The organism is Providencia sp. PROV156 (genome assembly GCF_028480905.1).
Lineage (GTDB): Bacteria > Pseudomonadota > Gammaproteobacteria > Enterobacterales > Enterobacteriaceae > Providencia > Providencia hangzhouensis.
In genome coordinates this window covers 1-18,269 of the sequence record NZ_JAMPPE010000008.1, presented here as the reverse complement: position 1 = coordinate 18,269, position 18,269 = coordinate 1, and the positions used below count along the sequence as shown (strand labels likewise).

Sequence of the window (18,269 nt, the reverse complement as noted above, 5' to 3'; positions counted from 1 at the left end):
ACTAAAAAAATGCAATTACATGATTTTGGTTTCGTTAATTATGCAGTGCTATTTGGATATTTAGCCGCAATGTTACTCGTTGGTGTTTATTTCTCTAAACGCCAAAAAACAGCGGATGATTATTTTCGTGCTGGGGGGCGGGTTCCCGGTTGGGCTGCCGGCGTTTCTGTCTTTGCAACAACATTAAGCTCAATTACCTTTATGTCAATTCCAGCGAAAGCTTATACTTCTGATTGGACTTTTATTATTGGCCAATATTTAGCGATCGCCATTTTGCCATTAGTATTTTATTTCTATATTCCTTTCTTTAGAAAATTAAAAATCACTTCAGCCTATGAGTATTTAGAAGCCCGTTTTGATATACGAAGCCGTTTATTTGCCAGCCTGTCATTTATGTTATTTCATATTGGTCGTATTGCAATTATCACTTATTTGACCGTACTCGCACTACGTCCTTTCATAGGGATAGACCCTATTATATTAGTTGTACTGATTAGTCTATTATGTATTATTTATACATGGATGGGAGGGATTGAAGGCGTTATTTGGACAGATGTTATTCAGGGATTGTTACTTTCAGGTGGTGCTGTTTTAATCTTTATCATGATTTGTTTTAAAGTTGATGGAGGTATTAGTGAGATTTTTACCACAACAGCACAGGCTGATAAATTTTTCCCGGATGCACAGTTACGCTGGAGTTGGACTGACAGTACTATTCCTGTATTAATGATTGGTTTTTTATTTGCCAATATTCAACAATTTACTGCAAGCCAAGATGTTGTCCAGCGCTACATTGTGACTGATTCTATCGAACAAACTAAACGTACTTTAATCACAAATGCTAAATTAGTTGCCATTATTCCTATTTTCTTTTTTGCCATTGGTTCAGCCCTATTTGTGTATTACAAACAAAATCCAAGTTTGTTACCTGAAGGTTTTAATACCGGAGGTATCTTACCCTTATTTATTGTTACAGAAATGCCAGTGGGTATTTCTGGGCTAATCATTGCAGCTATCTTTGCCGCTGCTCAATCGAGCATATCTAGTAGCTTAAATAGTATTTCTAGTTGCTTTAATTCTGATATCTATATTCGCTTAAGTAAAGTTGAACGGCGTTCAGAACAAAAAATGAAAGTCGCCAGATTAGTTATAATTATTGCTGGAGTATTCAGCAGTTTAGCAACAATTTGGCTAGTTTTATCTGACGAGTCTGAAATATGGGATGCTTTTAACAGTTTAATCGGTTTAATGGGTGGCCCTATGACCGGACTATTTATGTTAGGTATTTTTGTTAAACGTGCTAATGCAGGTAGTGCGGTCGCAGGCATTATAGTAAGTATCATTGCTGTATTAGCAGCCCGTTATGGCAGTGACCTTAACTTTTTCTTCTATGGTGTAATAGGTGCTATGTCAGTAGTCATTATTGGTACAATTACTGCGCCATTTTTCTCGGCAGCAAAACAAATTTCATTGGATGATAGTGAAATATCAAGGAACTCATAGGAGGTATCTATGTTATTTGGTCATATATCTGACGCGGCAGTAATGCCTGAAATGAATTTGGTATTACGTAATATAATTAAAAAGGCACTCGCACTCGACCCATTCTCTTTAGAACCGGGAAGCTACCCTATTGATGATAATGATGTATTCATGAATGTAATGTCATTTGAAACACAATCTCGAGAACAAAAATGTGCAGAATTACATCATCGCTATATTGATATACAAATTTTACTATCCGGTGAGGAAGTTATAGATTACGGCGTTCGAAATTCGGCTAAAAATGCCACTGTTTACAGTGAAGCGGATGACTACCAACTCACAGATGTCATTGAAAATTGTCAAACATTGTCATTAACACCCTCTATGTTTGCTATTTTTATGCCTTATGAACCCCATAAACCAGGTATAGCAGCAGAGGAAGGAAACAGTATATTAAAAAAAGCAGTAATTAAGGTAAACCTTAATTTGCTGACAAGTTAATTTTCATCAGTTCCAATTAAACGCTTTATTTCTAATGCATCAATAAATTGTATATTGATGCAAATGGAATAAAGCGTTTTGTTATTATCACATAATTATAAGAGCAAGGCTTTTTTTAACCCGCCAGAATTGATACTCTTGTTAGCAGAATTCCATTCCCTTTGAACTTCGGCAAACAAGGATAATTTTCATGACAAAACAGTCAGTTACCAGACTGAAGCCAGGTAAAATACTCGACACACTAGGGGCAATGAAAAATAGCCTGACGCGAGTATCACAGCGTATTGCTGAATATATCCTGTTTCATCCTGTTGAAGTCACTCAGCTTTCCATCGCACAACTTTCCCAAGCGACTAAGGCGGGAGAGGCAACTGTAGTGCGTTTTTGCCGCACTTTAGGCTATAAGGGCTTTCAAGACTTTAAAATGGATTTAGCCATTGAAATGGCGACATCGGATAGTGAAGAATCACCAATCCTTGATGCTGAAGTTAGCCATCAGGATGATATCCATACTATAGGTTTAAAATTACAAGCAACCATCAATAATGTGTTATCAGAAACATTAAATTTACTTGATATGACGCAAGTTCAAGATGCTGTAAATGCGTTGCTATCATCGAATTATGTTTTTATCTGCGGTGTGGGTTCCTCAGGGATCACAGCAGAGGATCTAAAAAATAAACTGATGCGTATTGGATATCGAGTGGATGCTGTTACCAATAACCATTTTATGTATATGCAGGCTTCCTTATTGAAACCGGGTGATATCGCGATTGGTATCAGCCATTCCGGAAACTCACCGGAAACAGTTCATGCACTGAAACTTGCAAAAGAAGCAGGGGCTACCACAATTGCGCTAACGCATAATTTAGGTTCACACATTATGGAATATGCCAATTATTATCTGATTAATGGTAATCGACAGGGGAAATTACAAGGTGATTCTATTGGTACAAAAACAGCACAACTGTTCGTTTTAGACTTACTATATACCCTACTTGTCCAAGCTCAACCTGAAATGGTCAAAGAGCAAAAACTGCGTACACTAAATGCATTAAAAAATACCAATTCAGCATGAGTTTATAATCAGTGTTATGTGGTCTTGAACAAAAACCAGCTAAAGATCACACTTTCATTTTTCTCTTTCTTTAACGCTAATTTCATTATTGCGTTCTGAACGATTGAGCCTTAATATAGAGTAAAACTCCATATCATAATAAATAAAGAAATCAACCTCCAAAAAAGGAATGATAATGAAAAAACTCTCTGGATTAATCGCTGCACCTCATACACCTTTTGCTGCCGATGGCAGTATTAATTATCCTGTCATTGATAAAATTGCAGAACATCTTATTGCAAGTGGTGTCACTGGTGCTTACGTATTAGGAACAACAGGAGAAGGTATCCATTGTTCTGTCGAAGAACGCAAAAAAGTCGCTGAATGCTGGGCTGCTGCCAGTCAAGGACAACTAGATATCATTGTTCATACAGGTGCACTCAGTATTGCAGACACTATAGAGCTATCCCGTCATGCTGAAACGTTAGATATTCAAGCTACATCAGTGATTGGTCCTTGTTTCTTTAAACCAAGCAATGTAGATGACTTAGTTGAATATTGTCGTTTAGCAGCGATGAATTCGCCTTCTAAAGGCTTTTATTACTACCACTCTACTATGTCAGGTCTAAACATTGACATGGAAAAATTTTTACAAGCGGCAGGAAAAACAATTCCGAATTTATCCGGAATGAAATTTAATTCTCCTGATATGTATGAATTTCAACGTTGTTTACGTGTTGATGGCGGTAAATACGACATTCCATTTGGTGTAGATGAATTTATACCGGCAGGGTTAGCTTGTGGGGCGTTAAGCGCTGTAGGAAGCACCTATAACTATGCGGCTCCTTTATATCTTGAAATAATTGAGAAATTTAACACTGGTGATTACGATGGTATCGCTGCATGTATGGATAAAGTAATTGCAATTATTCGTGTGCTGGTAGAATACGGTGGTGTTGCTGCAGGTAAAGTTGCAATGCAATTACATGGTATTGATGTTGGTGACCCCCGCCGTCCACTACGCCCATTAACTGCAGCACAAAAAACGGATGCATTAGCAAAATTTAAAGCGGCCGGTTTTCTATAATTAACTTTACTCTTGTTGAGTATTAACAACACAAGCTTGTTTTTTTACATCTCCCCCATTTTATGATGACAGTGGCCTTCGAAGTGAAAGCCACTTTTTATTTCTTAAAATATTACCCCAATCAGTTATCCGATTAAGCTGAATAACATCATGTGTAAAATCAAAAAAAGAATATATTGTCACCTATATAAGCAAATCATTTTTTATTACAGATAATTATATTTTACTACACTTGATTTTTTTATTTTTAGCAGTGAATAATGCAACCGCCCCCTGAATATTAACAGAAACATCTTCAAACAAAGAAGCAAGTGTCGTTTCAAGTGAATCCGCAGAGTCATAAACATTGCTAAAAATTCCTTTTTTATTATAGACTGACATTAGCTTACTTCCAAAACGATTATGCTTAATCCCCTTTCCAAGAATAGTCGCACCATATAAAGTGCCATCATCCTTAAGTGTTTCACTGATATTTATTATCGCTTGTTTCTTATCACTCATTTTCCCTGGCAAGCAATGTAATAAATAAAATATGGATACTGAATCAAATGCCCCTCTCAACTCACCAGTAAATCTATTAAAAATATCATGACAGAAACAAGAGTTTAATTTCTCATCAGAAATATATTTTTTAGCATATTCTAAACTGTGAATATTAAGATCGGAAAGTGATATTTTATTAATTTCATCTGCAGCTTTTTTTAAATAAAAACCAGTCCCAACACCAATATCCATATGGTTGTTACCAAGATGAGATTTAAAGTGAGGAATTAAAAATTCATCAGTATTACAACGCCATGCATAGTTATTAGATATATTTAGTACCCACCAGTCATATAGAGCCAAAGAGAGAGGTGTATATACTTTAGAACCATCATTTGTGTTCAATGACATAAAATCTCCATAATGGAAAAAATATATATTATTTTTTTATTATTTATTTTAATAGTCGAAAATAATGAGTGATAAGTCAGGTTATCATATGCTATAAGTGTAGGATTATATACTTGGTATTATTCAGAGTTATTTATATCACATCCCATCTTTAATCGGAAAAAACTCTGACAATTTCACACATGCGCCATTAAAATCATCTAAAGCTATATCTCCATCTATTCGCCCCATTCACACCATAGCCTAACAAAACAAATCAAAAAACCAATAAATATGCATATCATCTTTGGTATGCTTCATCTGTGATAACCATAAACCATATGCCTTTCTAAATAATTTATCAGAAACCATTTACACAGATACTGGATAAAACCCACAAGGTCATGAAATACAAAATAACGAAATTTAATCATAACGATTAAAGCGAACATAATTCACGCAAGTAAATTAACAAGTTATATTTTTATTGTCAGTTTACCTCTTTCGAGGTATTTTCATTGAGCTAATGCTGTGTAGAAAATCATCTGCATCTCCCTTTCCTGAAGAGCGGGTATAATAGTCACCCTGAAAGTTTTTTTGAAAAACCGCATTGTCCATCCGAAATATCAAACGACATGATCTTGTTACCAAAATTATATGTACTAACATCATCAATACTTTCATTTACCAGCAAATACTGACCTGTTTGATCAAATCCATGAAATAATGCAATGGTAGAGAGCCTCTGGTGACAACTATCTCCATTACTCAGTGTCACAGTTGCTGTAATCTTTTGGTGTACAAAAATACTCTTACTGCCCTCTTTATTTTGACAAGATTGACTGGCATTGAATTGTGCTTGTATTTTTTACATCAACACTGGTATACACCTCGTTAAATGGGGTTAATACACGCCCGATTATCAGGGTAAGAGTACATAGAGGAATTCACCGTCACGTGAATATTATCAGCTATTGCAACCAAAGGTAGTCCTATCAATAAAAACAAACCTATAACTCGTTTTTTCATATTAAATTCCAAATCTATTTTCACCACTGCGGATCAAGGGGACCTGTATCTGGGCTATACCGAATCAGATGTCTTCTCCATATGCTCAATTGATCATCATTCTGAATTAATCTGCCCTTTTTCAGATAGTTAATTTTTCAGCCATCAATTGTGCTTCATCTTCGCTGTGAGTCACTAACAGTGCTGTTTGCCCAGCTTCCCGCAAGATATCTCTCACTTCCAGCCCTAAACGTTAACGGCTACCTGGATCTAAGCTCGACAAAGGCTCATCTAACAACAATACCGCCGGTCATGGAGCGAAGGTCCGGAAGCCTGAACTCACGGGGTTGCTATAGCCTAACAAGCTGCGAATGACTTCCTGAACCGGCCCGACAGAAGTGCAGCCAGTTCAAGTTTGCCTGAGAGGGTAGATTTCATAGACCACCCCACCCGAGCTGAATTATTTACCGTGGTGGGGTGTCAGCTCAGAACATGGCAATCAATGTAGAAAAAAGAGGCATATTATGGGTCTTGACAAAAAGATAAAATAGATTTACTTTGAAAATCAATTCATTAAATAGCTGAATGTTCCCGAGTCTGGGCACCACATATTTAAAGAACCCGCCCCAAAAGGCGGTTTTTTGCTTTTATATTTCTAAGCTCAAGTTGAGTACTCGGCTAAAGAATCTGAAATCTATAATCTTTTTTTTATCTAACCTAAACACTTATTTCTATACCCTTTCGGTCTACTAGACATGGTTAGTCCGCCACTATACAGAATATTGATATACAATCAGCTATAATATAAAGTCAATTAACTTGACTTATACCAAATAACCAGGAATTACCTAAAAAAAACCAAACACTAAAGTTTATAATTAGATTATTATTCTCACCCTTTTCTCATTTCATCCATTAGACAGCCAAGCTTAACTCATATTACGTGTTTTTATTAGCCTATTGTCTTATCTAAGAACCTAAAAATAAGTTTTTATATTAATAGTTATGAAAATAAATCATTAAAAAACCACAATATCATTTTTTATTCCTAGCTATTGAGCTAAAAAAATAATCAAATACAATATTAATCAAGAAGTGCTAATAATAATTTGTAATAAAAAGGTAACTAAGCCTTAATGTAATAAAACCTACTCAACCTTACCGAACAACTCACAATTTTTGCTTAACATATTGTTAAGTAATAAAAATAACCCCATAAAATAAAGAGCAAATAACTATAATGTTTAGAATAAGACTCTGCATATGAACCTAAAATAAATGACTCAATCTTATTTAAAACTTTCAATTAAGGAATACCTTATATTCTAAAATTTTCTTTTCGTCATAATTTACTCTTAGCTATAAAAATAGTTTTATGAATCAATGATACTAGGGTCAAGTTTCCTCATGAAAAAGAAAAAAGATACAACTTATTATATCAGCCAACTAGTTGGTAAATGCTTACAAGAATACCGGCAAGAATTAGGAATTAGTGGTGAGAACATTGCGAAAGAGTTAGGCATTAGCCAACAGCAATTATCGCGCTATGAACGAGGAGAGAATGCGTTAACCGTAGATGTATTGTTTAAATTTATTCTTATACTCGGTATTAATTTCCCAGATTTTTACCATAGGCTATTCTATGTCGTGAGTCATCATCCTAAACTTTCACACTATATCACTAATTTAAATGGTTTTGGCTGGGAATTAGATGATTTGAAAGACTATTATAATTCAGCAATTGTATAACCTTTAGCGTAAAGAAATATTGTTTAATTTGTTTATTTTATATTATTATGAAAATCATGGAGTTTGCCTATAATCGATGAGAACAGCGCTATGCCTACCCCTTCTCCGACTGCATTTTCAAGGATAACTCGCACATCAGGACGCACGAATAGCATACTTACCATTGCTTTTCCTTTGTTATTCATTCTAATAACAACATTGATTTGGAGTGCAGAGCGAATTGTTCAACAAGAAACTAAACGCCTAGAAGTCGATTTTAGGTCACTAATAGGCTATATCAATGAACAAGAAAAGTTTTTACGATCTTTAAATAAGCAAAATCAAGATTTAATAGAGTTAGTTGAAAGCCGAACCTATGCAATACAAGAACAGTTCTTACCAACAAGGTCGCCATTATATCTACTCGAAGGTAAAGAATCTTTAGTTGCAATGCCATTTACCCTAGCTTGTGACAAGAGTTTAGAGTGTTCCAACGTTCCCAGTATACTATTTTCTTTAGGGGCCTATTTAGCTGATTACTATTCTACTTTTTGGGGAGGCTCATATTTTCCAGCTGCTGCAGTATTTTTTGTCAACGAACACGACCAAATTAGTATCAGCGTTCCTTCCGTTGGAACAGTTTTAGGAAATGAATCTATTTCTCCAAATTTGTATTACTCCGTCATTGATAGTATTAGAAAAAATTTACCTACTATTCATGCTCAATTTTTAGAATCACAAGAAAGCGATTCAAAAGACATTATCTGGTTACGTCCTGAGCCATTTGATCATATTCTCATTGGGATCATCCCTGCTGGTTTTGATGAACATTTATGGCAGAATGCTCACATTTCTCCTAAAAATATTTATGCAGTCAGTATGTTAAGCCAAGCAAGGCTTAGCGTGCTGGAGCGAATGTTAAACCCCACACTCACACATCAATTTTGGCTGATTCATGCAAAATATGGTCAGCTACTTGGAACAACCCAAGCACCTGAGGAAGAAGCATTAGAAGGTATTTTTTATACCCGAGATGGCCTAGTTCTTAAACTTTCATCTAAAACTGATGAATGGACTGGATATTATAGAATTAGTTATGCGGCTTTTTTTGAAGACAACCTGTGGCTTCCTATCAGTTTAGTTATTGCACTTTTCTTTAGTTTATTTTGTGGATGGGGATATCACCGCTGGTACCAACGAAAAATATTACAACCCGCAATAGACTCCCAGCAAGCTATCTTAGAAAATGAATCTTTTAACCAAACACTTATTGCGACAACCCCTATCGGCTTATGTGTAATAGATAAAGAAACCCAGCAGTTACGCTTTGCGAATGAGTTAGCTCGTTATTGGCTAAAAATAACCAATATATCTACTCCCCACGACTCAAATGAATATAATGAATTACTTATCAAGGTTCTTTCTGACACAGAACAGGTTAAAACTAATTTAAAGTCTGGGGAACATGTTCTTTATGTCGTAAGCACAGCAACTTATTACCAGCAGCGCCCTGTTATTTTATGCGCATTTACTGATATTACGATCCAAGCAGAAACTGAAAAACAACTTGATGATGCTAAGCGACTTGCAGAAGAAGCCAACCGAGCTAAATCCACATTTTTAGCAACAATGAGCCATGAAATACGAACCCCACTTTATGGTCTAATAGGTACATTAGAATTACTGGCAAATACCTCTCTTTCATCTCAACAAGCTCACTTTATTGATCGAATATCAACAACATCCCAATTACTTATGCAGTTAATTGGTGATATTTTAGATATTAGCAAAATAGAAGCTAATCAAATTCAAATTCATAATCAACCATTTGATTTATTAGAATTAGTGCAACAAACTGTTCAGTTATATCAAGGAATTGCTCAGCAAAAAGGGTTGCTCCTATTTGCTATTATTGACCCAAATGTACAAGCAAATAGAGTTGGTGACTCTGCCCGACTGCAACAAATTTTAGGTAATTTACTCAGTAATGCGATTAAATTTACCCACAGAGGTACTGTTATTATTGAACTTAAAAGAAGTAATAAAAATAATATATTACTACGTGTCAGTGATACAGGAGTTGGAATTAGCCCTGAACAACAAATAAAATTATTTGAGCCATTTTATCAAGCTCATTCAGAAATTCATGCTTATGGTGGCACTGGCTTAGGTCTATTTATTTGCTCTAAGCTTATCAAATTGATGGATGGGCAAATAAGCTTACAAAGCGAAACTGGAGTTGGTAGCTCGTTTCTCGTGACACTACCTTTAGCACTCGATATACAGCAAACACACTGGCTATCACTCAAGAACACCAATATTTGGTTGCAAACCCCAAACCCATTATTGACTGAAAATATAACGCAATGGCTAAAACGTTGGGGGGCCAATGTATATTTCACAGAAAATAGCCTCCCCATAGATACCTCATCCGTTATTGCCGTCGGCATCTTAATTCCATCGTTTCCTCTGCCAACTAATTGGGATGGGCAACAATGGGTAAGCACTGAAATGAATTTCAGACTATCCGAGTTAAATCAGCAGTTATTCTTACTACAAAATAATAAAGAACCGATACCCCTTATTTGTCCAACATCTCGTATACAAACTCATATGCATAAATACCCGCTTCGCGTTTTAATTGCTGAAGATAACCCCATTAACCAAGTTGTTCTACAAGAGCAACTTGAACTACTTGGTTGTAAGGTATTTATTGCCAATGATGGTGAAGAAGCGTTGGTGATCTGGGATAACGAAATTGTTGATATCATCCTTACAGACGTTAATATGCCTTATCGTAATGGTTATGAGCTTGCACAGCAGCTGCGCAGTGAAGGCGAAACATGCCCGATTGTTGGTGTTACTGCTAATGGATTAAAAGAAGAAGAAGAGCGATGCCTAGAATCTGGAATGGATTCATGGCTTGTAAAACCTATAGAGCTAGAAACCTTAGTTCAATTGTTCAACCGTTTATTCCCGATTTACTCCTCCTCAGCTTCAGAAATGGGGCCAATAAAAGTGATTAACCCGCTAAATGGGGAAGATAGAGAAAAAATTATTCGTCATTTTGTGAGTGATATTACTCAATTTTGCCAAGCGGTTGAAAATAACAACACAGAAGAATTAAAACAGTTATCCCATCGTATCCGTGGTGCATTAATTAGTGTTGAACAACGTGAGTTAGCTAATCAGCTTCGTGGGTTTGAAACAGCATTAGATTCACGGACATCAACATACATTGATACCCAGATTAGTCAGAATATCTGCAACCAATTAGCTAATTGGATAAAAAAAATTAGTCAAACAAATGATGTGTGAGGCAATAACTGATTAACGCTTGATTATTATCAACACCCAATTTACGCATTGCAGCATTTTTCTGTAGGCTGATAGTTTTATCACTGCGGTTTAATTGCTTAGCAATATCAACAATAGGCTTACCTTGAACAAAAAGGCGCAGTACCTCAAGTTCACGAGGTGATAATGTCTTTACCCTATCATTTAATGTTACTGCATTACGGCTTTTTAATGTCGTTGTCATATCTGCAACAGGAACACGATATTGGCGACCTTGCCCCGCTAATGTGATAGCTTTCATCAGGTCACCTAATGGTGCCTCTTTTGACACCACCGCACTCACCCCAGAATCATATAACATTTGTACAATCATTGGGTTAGAAACCATCGTTAATACAATCACTGCAATATTTGGATATTGGCGACGTAAAAATTGAATATAATTCTGTCCATCGCTAGATTGGGTATTATTAGGCATCATATAATCAGTTACGATCACATCAACCTCATTTTTTTTCAAAAAAGCAAATAGTTCAGCATCCTGAGTGTAAGCACCTAAAATGTCTAAATTCATTGATTGAGAAAGTGTATCTTTCAAACCTGAAAGCACAATGGGATGATCATCAACTAATACTAATTTGAGTTTTTTCATTTAATAATACTCAGCATCAGAATATGTATATTCAATATAACACCATAGAAAAAATGTCAATTAACACTCTTAATATGAAACAACAACTCGAACTGTTTTAGAAAACGGACCAGAAGCGATAGTGCTGCCCGCTATCTTGCTTAATGTCGCAGTAAAAGGGACATTAATCGGTGATTGTGGCATGATTTCACCAATACTGTAGCTTTCATTATAGTTAATATCAGTTGAATTACGGGTTAATAGTGTTTGTAACCCATTGCCCATATCAAGATATTTTCCACCTAGCACCGTATTATTATTGGGTTCAAAACGTACTGATATATTTAGCCCTGTTTCGCAGTCTTGTGGCACTGACATACCTAAATTAAAAGTTCGGCTAACCACTTCTCCCGCATTCATTTGTTTAGGTGAAATTGAGTCAAAGTTTACACTTCCCCCATTAGAAGCCGTGATATTCACCGCAGGTGCAGGGCAGAGCAAGGTTAAGTTACCTTTAATGCGCACATAAGTTGGCCCGCCTAAATCCTTACCTAAATAATCCACATGGGTTCCTAATAAAAATAGCCCTGTATCAAAAGGTTTAAGAGCGTTTGCCCCCTTATAAACATAAAAGTTATACATGAAAGCGATATTGCGTGTAATTCCTGTTTCTGGTTGACTCCAATACCCCAAATAAATATTTGGAACAGTTGGGTTGGTTATCGTTACTGGACTAGGAGATGAAATTGCATTTTGTTGCGTCACACTGACACCACTATTAATCAATAATGTTTTAATTGCAGTTGGCATTGTATTTTTAAAGTAAACGGCATTAGTTGTACTTGATGAGCCAGTAAACTCACATCTCACTGATATATATGAGCTCAATGCTGATGTCAATAAGGTACCATTTGGAATTGAAGTACTACTATTTGTAATATCAAAGGTTAATTCTTGTTCTATAGTTGTAGCTCCTGAACTCGGTATACAATTATTAACCGCAGCTACTGATTGAAAACTTAGCAAAAATAAAAATAATATAGCGAATGAATTTATTTTATTAAAAATTAACATAATTTATCTCTTATCCTTTTCATTTGATAAGGAGCAAGTTGTATTACATGTATATTTCAATAAGTTTGGTGTTCCATAATCATCAATATAAGTAATAACCATTTTCGGCGATTTCACTTGTTTATCTGATAGAAAATATGTTGAATTGCTATTTGGCTTTATGACAATTTCTTTAAAATCAGGAACTTTAGATTCATTATCATTAACATTAATCACAACAATGTGATAGGGTGTCTGGTTAGTTAATTTTAACGAGTTTCCCATTTTTTCCACTTTCAATTCTTTCTGCCAGTCATTGTTAGGGTATTTTTTCAATTCACTTGGACGATAAAATAATTTAAAGCGTGATTGAATAACAATTTCAACAGCATTTTCTAGTTTAGTTTTCGGTGGAATACCCAAGACATTAAAGTAAAATAAAGACTCTTGGTTGTTCGGTATTTTCACGTCATTTTTTGATAAACTAATTCTAACCTGTTTCTTTTGATTCGCTTCAACACGTTGCAGTAAAGGCAAAGCAATTAGTGGCTCTGAAATTTTTTCACCATTTTCATTCTCGATCCATGACTGAACTAAATAAGGGTCTTTTTTATCAATATTCTCAATCACAACGCTAACACCTTTACTTGCTTCATCATAAATAACGCGAGTACGGTCAACAGAAATTGATGCATGTGTGTATGTGCTAATCAAGATTAAAGCACTTATTATTAATTTAAATTTTTTCATGATTTTCTATTCTTTATTACAGGTTATATTCTTACTGGCTAAATGGCTTTGTTTTCCTAACATAATTCGACATGACTGGTCACCACTCCATTTAACCGTTAATTTTTGATCTGGTTGGAAGCCCGTTAAATAAACTTGCCCTTCCTCTGCAATCATTCCCAATACACTATTATTATCAGAGCCATAAACTAAAGCACCAAATGGAGGCGTATTTCCGTCAGGGAATTTAATTGTAACTAACGCTTTTTCCCCCACTAATGTATTGAGTTTTGAATAACCAACCGCACCATCAGTTAAATTTGATTCAATCACGCTGTCATCAATGCTGACATTGTCTGGTACATTATTAAGGTCTACATACTGGGTCGACCTATAATAGGTTGGAACATTACTAATTGCGGCTAAACCAAACCCATTCGTAACTGATTCATTTTTATTAATTGATACCCCTTTCGCTTTATCTGTATCAATAACCATACGAGCTTGGTTATCATAAACTCGTCGGTGTAAAACTGGGCCTTGGTTGGTAATCGTCAAGGAGCCATCTAGTGACCCACTTAATGTATGGTAATCTTCACCATACGATCCCGTTAGTTGTGCAGTACCATATTGCGTATCACGATAAACGGATGCATTCATTGCCGCATTTTCAAAAAAGTCTTTACTTGATAAACCTAAGCTAACGTTATTATCATTAATTTTAGAATTGTAATTAATATTACTATTATATTTCTTATCAATATCATTATAAGAACTAAAGTATTGAATCCGTGAGTTTCTTTCACCACCAAATGGGACGCTTAACGAAAGATATGCTTGCTTAGAGCGTTTACCTTTTACGTAGCTACTTTCACCAATTGATAATGATAAAATCGCATTATTTATAAAACTTGTATTTATGGTTTTATTAAACGATAAATTTAGAGTATTATTATTTTTTGATTCTTTCCAATAACTTTCCCGTGAGTAACTTAAACTTATATCTGCCTGTAAATCAGGGAGTTGTTGTGTAAAAGAAGTCGTAAATACATTTTTCTGCCGATAATGTGGCGTTAACGGAGTTTCTTTTAAGCTAATATAATCATTCACTGACATAAAGCCTTCATTAGAAAACTGGTACCCTGTTAAATCCAATCGACTTGAATTCGAAAAACGTTTTGCATAATTAATACGGTAACTTTCACCAGTACGTAAAGCGATATCCTGTAGTTGATTCTTCGACTGTGTAATATCAAAAGATATTGCACCAAAGCGTTCCATATTTACCCCAACACCTGCATTATAGGCATGATATTCATCATTAGAGGTTGCAAAAATACCACCAAAAATAGATAAATTGTTGAGGATCCCCCAAGAAGCTTCAGTTGATATAAAGTCATCATTGATGTTTTTATATCCCATTGGGTCTAACCGGCCTGCATTCAGTTTATATTGCACCATGCCTGGGCGTGTTAAAAAAGGAATATTGGTCGAGGAAACTTGGTACTCACGTATAGAGCCATCTTCTTCTGTAATTTTAACATCAAGAGTCCCTGATAAAGAGGAACTCAAATTATCAATTGAAAAAGGCCCTGGTGCCACTTTCATTTGATTCAAGATACGTCCATTTTGTGAGATAGTGACTGTCGCATTACTTGTCGCGGTTCCTGTGACACTCGGTGCATACCCCCTTAGAGAAGCCGGTAGCATGTTCTCATCCGTAAAGACACTAACGCCGTTAAAGCGTACAGAATCAAATACATTACTTACGGTATAATACTTACCCGCAAAAAATTTTGCGGATAAACTAGGTAAATCTGTAAATAAATAAGTTTGCACCCATTTAAAATTATCATTTTTATTATCATTAAAATCTTTTTGATATTGATAATTACTGCGAACACGCCAACGCCCTACATTCGCACCAATAGAACCGAATGAGCTAAAATTATTAATATCTCGAGTATTCTTATACTTAATATAGTTTTCAACAAAGTTGTAATCCAATACGAGTGCATTAACTCCAACTTCCCGTTGCATGGGCGGAACCCAATTGTCATCAGAATACTGAAAATAAGCTTGAGGTATTGAAAGCATTAACTCTTGCTTTTCATCATCGAATCTTGCCTGAATATTTTTATCCTGTGATGCAAGGTCATAACACTGACCATTTTCCCATGTTGGTACTTCTTTAATAAATTCTTCTTTTAACCCAATAACTTCTACTAAGTTTCTAGAAATACAAGGTTGTATATTTTCGTCTTTATTTAAAAAATTTATTTGATCAAAATAATTGATTCTTCGACCATTCACCGATACATTAGAAAAATAAGAACCTTCACTAATTTTATTTTTCTCAAATGCACTTAAATCTATATTAGTATTACCCAAAATAGATAATGCGTCTTCATTAAATTGAACAGAATCCGCATTAACATAGTAAGTGTAAAACAATAAACTAGATACTAAACTAGTCACTATGTTTTTATTAAAATTGTTCTTTTTCATTAGCCGCAATATTCTATAATGGATTTATTGAATGAACTCATATAACTGAAAATGCTGTGAAGCAATTGCTATACACAGCATAATCAGCAAATATAAGATTTATTATTTTTTTAATGTTTTTATATTAATACTTATTGGTAATCTAAAACGTAAGCGACTGTAGATTTAACAGAACCGGCTGTAGCTGCACCTAATGCCTGCATACGAGCAGATAAATTAATAACATTTGTCCCTGCGTTTAAGCTTTGCTCAACAGTATCATTTGTTTTTAAATTTGTTCCACTTGCATTTTGGAATAACACACCAACATTGGTAGCAGTACCAGTACTTGCCCATAAGGTGCCAGCTGCATCCATTTGGCCCGTAAATTTAACTGTTACTTTAGAATAATCAGTACCACTTGCGGTAGGGTCCAAAATACAATCCGTTAATTCTAATGTGAAATCAACATTTGGACCTTGTGAACCAGCTGTTTGTAATGATGCCGCTGGAACAGAACCTAATTGAACTTCTTTGTTAACAGAAGAAGGAGCAATGGTACAAGCACCAGTATTCACAGTACCATTGAATTCAATAGTACCGCTTCCTACATCTGCAGCAAATGAAGTTGATGCAGCAGTGAATGTTAATGCGATAATTGAAGATGCTAATAGCGTCTTTTTCATTTTAAACCCTTATTTCATGATATTATTAATATATACTAAGGCAATACCTTAGTTGGTACACAGCCATATCAATAGTTTTATTGATATAACTAGAATTTAGTTAACTTTATTCTTATCATTATTTTAATGACTTGAGATGTTCGATAACATGTGAAGTAATATAACCACTAATATGAACCGTAAATATAAGGAGATCCTTAAAACAAATACTAACCTTCATTTTTTTTATTGTTTGAATAAAAACCATGACTTAATAATGAGTTATATTCAGAGGTCCAGCTATTTGATTGTTCTAAATCTATATCTTCAAGGAAATAATGAACACTGACTTTAAGGAAGTCTGCAATCATAACTAAAGAATCGATATCTATTCTGTTAATACCTCGTTCATAGCGAGAAAACTGCTGTTGACTAACATTCAAAGCCATTGCCACTTCAGTTCCTGTTAATCCATACTCCCTTCTAAGCTTCTTTATTCTGCTCCCTACTATTTTGGCAATAGGATATCTAGCTGCCATTTTTATTTCCTTTCTGAAAAATACAAAGTAGATACTGAATAACGTAAGAATAACTAACTGCGAGCAATACTAATTAAATAAAATAAAAATAACAAACTCACATACGAGTAATAAATAAAACCAAACATTAATTTTATTTATTGAAAATGCTGATTATTAACTATTAATATCTGGTTACCCTTAATATAAGTAAGGTTTATGAAACAATGTCTAACGAACTCGTCATTTTTCGGGTAAACACCATCACTAAATATAGTTACTTATCTCATATATTTAAAAAAAACAGTTTTTTTATCCAACAAGTCTTAAACGCCACACGTTATTAATTAACAAGATGTTAACATTTCCTTTTTAATGGAATTTTATATAACCAAAACTTGGTGATACCCGTACCTAAAAAAATAATAAACTTTAAGACTATAAACTTTCTTGAGGCTTTATTAAGCCCTTAACTAAATGCCCTACCTATTGAAGTTATTAAGATTATTCATTCCTACATTCTTTAAATATTTCGTTATTATCCATATCATTTTTATTAGTTAACCATAATAGAATAAAAAAATGGAATAAAAACAATATTCTCAAGAATCGTAGAAATGTTTTAAATTCTTAAACATGGTGCGCCAAGTACACCTGAATTTAAGGCAGCACTAAAAGCAGAGTCTTTTGGTCGGCGCCTCCTAGTTAGTATGAATTTTTTACCTTCGTTTTTGGCATCTTCAACTAATTTTCTCACTAGCTCTAGATTACTCGGTTTTATCAGAAAGTACTCCATTTTCAATATTCCATTAATTCGTTCCGCTAAAGCATTTTGGCAACAATCGTAGCTATCTATCATAGAATATTGAATATTATGTTCTTTATGTATTTCCTGATACTCCGAAGAACAAAATTGTATCCCCCGACCTTAATGATGGATCAGCTTTCTTTCGCTCCTCAATCCTATCCAGTATTTTGTAATAGGCCTGTCGACTGATTTGCATAAAGTGACAAGCTATTGTTACGTTGAGGTTGTAATCCTTTTTTCTTTAATAGTAGAAAACCCACATTTTCATCCCATATTCGCCCTAGAAATGCATGGGATAAATAAGACCATAATAGATTTAGAAGACATAACAAATGCTAACTG

General features: G+C 34.8%; 13 protein-coding genes and 2 pseudogenes. 6 read left to right on the top strand and 9 right to left on the bottom strand.

The window, feature by feature from the left end:
• Positions 1 to 9: 9 nt before the first annotated feature.
• From PSF31_RS07720 to PSF31_RS07705, 4 genes are all read left to right on the top strand, one after another.
• A complete protein-coding gene (locus PSF31_RS07720) occupies positions 10 to 1,503 on the top strand; it encodes a sodium:solute symporter (protein WP_004258898.1) in 1,494 nt (497 codons plus the stop codon).
• 9 nt (positions 1,504 to 1,512) lie between these two features.
• The gene (gene nanQ, locus PSF31_RS07715; RefSeq protein ID WP_004258903.1) at positions 1,513 to 1,986 is read left to right on the top strand and encodes an N-acetylneuraminate anomerase; all 474 of its coding nucleotides are present in this window, start codon (positions 1,513 to 1,515) and stop codon (positions 1,984 to 1,986) included.
• A 190-nt stretch (positions 1,987 to 2,176) separates the two neighbouring features.
• Positions 2,177 to 3,064: a MurR/RpiR family transcriptional regulator gene (locus PSF31_RS07710; RefSeq protein ID WP_004258907.1), complete on the top strand. Its 888-nt coding sequence runs from the start codon at positions 2,177 to 2,179 to the stop codon at positions 3,062 to 3,064.
• A 175-nt stretch (positions 3,065 to 3,239) separates the two neighbouring features.
• Positions 3,240 to 4,130 carry a dihydrodipicolinate synthase family protein gene (locus PSF31_RS07705; RefSeq protein WP_036958048.1) on the top strand — a complete coding sequence of 297 codons (891 nt, stop codon included), beginning with the start codon at positions 3,240 to 3,242 and terminating at the stop codon, positions 4,128 to 4,130.
• 216 nt (positions 4,131 to 4,346) lie between these two features.
• Here PSF31_RS07705 and PSF31_RS07700 read toward each other — a convergent pair whose 3' ends face one another.
• Positions 4,347 to 5,024: a class I SAM-dependent methyltransferase gene (locus PSF31_RS07700; protein WP_096864371.1), complete on the bottom strand. Its 678-nt coding sequence runs from the start codon at positions 5,022 to 5,024 to the stop codon at positions 4,347 to 4,349.
• 1,028 nt (positions 5,025 to 6,052) lie between these two features.
• A pseudogene (locus tag PSF31_RS21055) lies at positions 6,053 to 6,321 on the bottom strand (hypothetical protein); the annotation flags it as partial.
• Between the two features lie 1,097 nt (positions 6,322 to 7,418).
• Here PSF31_RS21055 and PSF31_RS07695 point away from each other — a divergent pair.
• Both PSF31_RS07695 and PSF31_RS07690 read left to right on the top strand, forming a co-directional pair.
• Positions 7,419 to 7,760 (top strand): helix-turn-helix domain-containing protein, encoded by a 342-nt coding sequence (locus tag PSF31_RS07695; protein ID WP_036958050.1) that lies wholly within the window; start codon positions 7,419 to 7,421, stop codon positions 7,758 to 7,760.
• A 90-nt stretch (positions 7,761 to 7,850) separates the two neighbouring features.
• Complete coding sequence (locus PSF31_RS07690) at positions 7,851 to 11,057, top strand: ATP-binding protein (protein WP_232062936.1); 3,207 nt, start codon at positions 7,851 to 7,853, stop codon at positions 11,055 to 11,057.
• Here the strand turns inward: PSF31_RS07690 and PSF31_RS07685 are convergent.
• From PSF31_RS07685 to PSF31_RS21100, 7 genes and pseudogenes are all read right to left on the bottom strand, one after another.
• Positions 11,035 to 11,688 carry a response regulator transcription factor gene (locus PSF31_RS07685; RefSeq protein WP_004258940.1) on the bottom strand — a complete coding sequence of 218 codons (654 nt, stop codon included), beginning with the start codon at positions 11,686 to 11,688 and terminating at the stop codon, positions 11,035 to 11,037. The two genes, PSF31_RS07690 and PSF31_RS07685, sit on opposite strands and share 23 nt — an antisense overlap.
• A gap of 69 nt (positions 11,689 to 11,757) precedes the next feature.
• Positions 11,758 to 12,477, bottom strand: coding sequence for a fimbrial protein (locus PSF31_RS07680; RefSeq protein WP_226617307.1), 720 nt, complete (start codon positions 12,475 to 12,477; stop codon positions 11,758 to 11,760).
• Positions 12,478 to 12,744: 267 nt separating this feature from the next.
• On the bottom strand, positions 12,745 to 13,470 hold the full coding sequence (locus PSF31_RS07675) for a fimbrial biogenesis chaperone (RefSeq protein WP_096864369.1): 726 nt from the start codon (positions 13,468 to 13,470) through the stop codon (positions 12,745 to 12,747).
• Positions 13,471 to 13,476: 6 nt separating this feature from the next.
• Positions 13,477 to 15,957, bottom strand: a complete 2,481-nt coding sequence (locus PSF31_RS07670; protein WP_096864368.1) for a fimbria/pilus outer membrane usher protein — start codon at positions 15,955 to 15,957, stop codon at positions 13,477 to 13,479.
• A gap of 131 nt (positions 15,958 to 16,088) precedes the next feature.
• Positions 16,089 to 16,622, bottom strand: coding sequence for a fimbrial protein (locus PSF31_RS07665; protein ID WP_004258955.1), 534 nt, complete (start codon positions 16,620 to 16,622; stop codon positions 16,089 to 16,091).
• Between the two features lie 209 nt (positions 16,623 to 16,831).
• Complete coding sequence (locus tag PSF31_RS07660; protein WP_004258958.1) at positions 16,832 to 17,140, bottom strand: helix-turn-helix domain-containing protein; 309 nt, start codon at positions 17,138 to 17,140, stop codon at positions 16,832 to 16,834.
• Positions 17,141 to 17,852: 712 nt separating this feature from the next.
• Positions 17,853 to 18,044, bottom strand: a pseudogene (locus PSF31_RS21100) (IS3 family transposase); the annotation flags it as partial.
• Positions 18,045 to 18,269 lie beyond the last annotated feature (225 nt).